Here is a 3,273-nt window from a genome sequence, read left to right as displayed (position 1 = left end):
CAGACTGCTGGCCCTCCTGGACAGCGATCCCGCGCTGTTCGGCGCCTACCAGCGCATCCGGGTCGACGCCCAGGCGGAGTCCCTCGCCATCGTGGCCGACCGTCTCGGGGTGGACGCCGCCCGCGACCCCCGGCCCGCGGTCGCGGTCGACGCGGCCGCCGCCGTGCTGACCGCCGCCCTGCGGATGTGGGCCGGGTCGGCCGCCGTGGACGATCTGGCCGCGCTGGTGGAGCGGTCCTACGACGCCCTCATGGCGGAGGCGGCGCACGCCGCGGCCCATGAGGCTGAATCCGCACGAAGAAAGCGAACCGCATCATGAGCACCACCTCTCCCGTACCCGACTACGCCACCGAGTTCAGCGGCCGGACCGTCCTGGTGACCGGTGCCGCCTCCGGCATCGGCCTGGCCACCGCCCGCCGGCTGGCGGCCGGGGGCGCCGACGTCGTCGTCGCCGACTACCGCGCCGAGGGCGCCGAGGAAGCCGCCGCCGCGCTGCGCGCCGAGGGCTTCTCCGCCGCCGCCGTGGCCATGGACGTCACGGACCCCGCCTCGGTCCGGGACGGGGTGGCCTTCGCCGTCGAGACGTTCGGCGCTCTGCATCTGGCCGTCAACAACGCCGGGATCGCCGGCCCCGTCGCGCCCACCGGGGAGTACGACCTGGACGCCTACCACCGGGTCGTGCGCACCAATCTGGACGGTGTCTTCCACTGCCTGCGCTACGAACTGCCCGCCATCGAGACGGCCGGCAGCGGCGGGGCGATCGTGAACGTCGCCTCGATCCTGGGCAGCGTCGCCTCCCCCGGCTCGTCCGCGTATGTCGCGGCCAAGCACGGTGTGGTCGGTCTGACGAAGACCGCCGCCGCCGAGTACGCGGCCAAGGACATCCGGGTCAACGCGGTCGGTCCCGGGTTCATCGAGACCCCGCTGCTGCAGGAGATGGACCGCGCCCAGTACGAGGGCCTGGTCGGTCTGCACCCGGTGGGGCGGCTGGGCACGAGCGAGGAGGTCGCCGAGCTGATCGCGTTCCTGCTGTCCCCGCGCGCCTCCTTCGTGCACGGCAGCTACCACCTGGTGGACGGCGGCTACACCGCCGTCTGAGCCCGGTGCCGGGCCGCCACCGGCCCGGCACCCGGCCCCCGGGGGCGTCTTCCCCCGCGCCGACTCGGGCCCGGCCCGGACCGCGTACCGGCGGGGCCTGTCACGGTGTCACGGCGCTGCCCGTGTCCCGCGCCCGGTCCCCTCTCCCGGGCCGGCGGTGTGGTGCAGGCGGTGCAGTTCGTCGTTCATGGCGTCCAGGAAGCGCAGGACGACGCGGAGTTCGTCGTCGCTGAACCGGGCGCGGGCCGCCTCCGTACTGTGCGCCAGCGGCCGGAAGTACGCGCGGGCCACGTCCTTGGCCGGCTCGGCGTAGTGCAGGTGGACGACGCGGCGGTCGCTGACGGAGCGTTCGCGCCGTACGTGGCCGGCGCGCTCCAGCCGGTCGAGGCAGGCGGTCATCGCGGCGGAGGTGAGCCGCAGCCGGCTGCGCAGGACGCCGGGCGTCATGGGCGTGTCGCCGCCGTCCCAGCCGGCGTCCAGGATCGCGATCAGCGCCTGCACATCGGTGAGATGGAGCCCCTGGGCCTGGGCGAACTCCTGGGCGATGCGATTGAACTCGCCGTTCATCCGGCGCAGCAGCACGGCGAAGGTCTGCAATCCGGTGTCCTCGGGGGATGGCGGACCGGGGGTGGAGGCAACTGACACACCCCACAGGATAGGCCCCCCAGCCGACCGGTACCCTGACTCATCGAGATACTCGCTCATCGAGATACTTTCCGGGCGAGCCATTCCTTCCACGATGCTGAGGTACACATGAGGGGCACCCAGCCCTGGGCCAGATGGCTGTTCCCGGCCCTGGCCGTCGTCGCCTGGCTGGCCGTCGGAGGCGGGCTCGGCCCGTTCGCCGGCAAGATCGGCGAGGTCGCCACCAACGACCAGGCCGCCTTCCTCCCCCAGGACGCGGAGTCCACCCGGGTCCTGGAGGCGGGCCGCGCCTTCGACCGGTCGGAGACGGTCCCGGCCATCGTCGTCTGGACCGTCGACGACGCCGGTGACCGCGCCGACGCCCACCAGCGGGCCGCCACCGCGGCGATGGCCGCGCTGGAGGGGCGGCCCGGCGTCGCGGGCCCGCCCTCCCCCGCCCTCGTCTCCGAGGACGGCCGGGCGCTGCAGAGCGTGGTCCCCCTGGCGGCCGGCGCCGACGACGAGACCCGCTCCGCGGCCATGACCGCGCTCCGGGACGCGGCCGACGGGGTGCCGGGCACCACCGCCGTCCTCGCCGGACCGGCCGCCAGCCAGGAGGACCTGTCGGAAGCCTTCGCCGGCATCGACGGGCTGCTGCTGGGGGTCGCGCTCACCACCGTGCTCGTCATCCTGCTGCTGGTCTACCGCAGTGTGCTGCTGCCCCTGGTGATCATCACCGGCTCCGTCCTCGCCCTCTGCCTGGCGTGCGCCGTGGTGTACGCGCTCGCCGACCGGGAGGTACTGCGGGTGGACGGGCAGGTGCAGGGCATCCTGTTCATCCTGGTCATCGGCGCGGCCACCGACTACGCGCTGCTGCTCGCCGCCCGCTACCGGGAGGAGGTGACCACCGCCGAACACCCCGGTGCCGCCGCCCTGGCCGCGGTACGGCGCTCCGGCGGCGCGATCGTCGCCAGCGCCGGCACCGTCGGGCTCGGACTGCTGGCCCTGCTGGCCAGCGGCCTCACCAACAACCGGGCGCTGGGCCCGGTCGGTGCCATCGGCATCGCCTGCGCGGTGCTGAGCACCCTCACCTTCCTGCCCGCCGTGCTGGCCCTGCTCGGCCGCGCCGCCTACTGGCCCGCCACGCCCAGGCCGGTGCCCGGCGGCACCGAGGGCCGCGGCGTCTGGCGGCGGGTGGCCGCGCTGGTGGACCGCAGGCCGCGCCGGGTCTGGGTCACCACCGCCCTGCTGCTGGCCGGCTTCGCCGCCCTCTCCCCCACCCTCGACTCCCGCGGGACACCGCTGGACGAGATCTTCGTGGGTGACGCGCCGTCCGTCACCGCCCAGCAGGTGCTCGGCGAGCACTTCCCCGGCGGCTCCGGCAACCCGGCCGTGATCCTCGCCGACGCCGGACACGCCGCCGAGGTGACGGCGGCGGCCGAGGCGACCGACGGCGTCGCCTCCGCCGCGCCGGTCACCGCCTCCGGACGCCCCGGGGGCGGGCCGCCGCTGGTCGTCGACGGCACGGTCCGCATCGAAGCCACCCTGGCC

Annotated in this window: 3 protein-coding genes and 1 pseudogene; 3 read left to right on the top strand and 1 reads right to left on the bottom strand. The window is 74.9% G+C overall.

Annotated features, from left to right (window positions below):
• Together ACFV5N_RS26110 and ACFV5N_RS26105 are read left to right on the top strand one after the other, a co-directional pair.
• Positions 1-319, top strand: a pseudogene (locus ACFV5N_RS26110) (TetR family transcriptional regulator); the annotation flags it as partial.
• Positions 316-1,098 carry an SDR family NAD(P)-dependent oxidoreductase gene (locus tag ACFV5N_RS26105; protein WP_385604488.1) on the top strand — a complete coding sequence of 261 codons (783 nt, stop codon included), beginning with the start codon at positions 316-318 and terminating at the stop codon, positions 1,096-1,098. The pseudogene ACFV5N_RS26110 and the gene ACFV5N_RS26105, both read left to right, overlap by 4 nt.
• A 108-nt stretch (positions 1,099-1,206) precedes the next feature.
• Here the strand turns inward: ACFV5N_RS26105 and ACFV5N_RS26100 are convergent, their stop codons facing one another.
• Positions 1,207-1,695 (bottom strand): MarR family winged helix-turn-helix transcriptional regulator, encoded by a 489-nt coding sequence (locus ACFV5N_RS26100; RefSeq protein ID WP_385604491.1) that lies wholly within the window; start codon positions 1,693-1,695, stop codon positions 1,207-1,209.
• Between the two features lie 156 nt (positions 1,696-1,851).
• Between ACFV5N_RS26100 and ACFV5N_RS26095 the strand changes: the two genes are divergently transcribed.
• On the top strand, positions 1,852-3,273 hold a 1,422-nt coding region (locus ACFV5N_RS26095), incomplete at its 3' end, for an MMPL family transporter (RefSeq protein ID WP_385604485.1).

It is taken from the genome of Streptomyces sp. NPDC059853, from assembly GCF_042731495.1.
Taxonomy (GTDB): Bacteria; Actinomycetota; Actinomycetes; order Streptomycetales; family Streptomycetaceae; genus Streptomyces.
The sequence above is the reverse complement of the archived record's forward strand: the minus strand, read 5'-3'. Positions and strand labels throughout refer to the sequence as shown.

What these genes read in the sequence shown, in the direction of transcription:
- ACFV5N_RS26105 (WP_385604488.1), top strand. Translation starts at nt 316, where the DNA reads ATGAGCACCACCTCTCCCGTACCCGACTACGCCACCGAGTTCAGCGGC.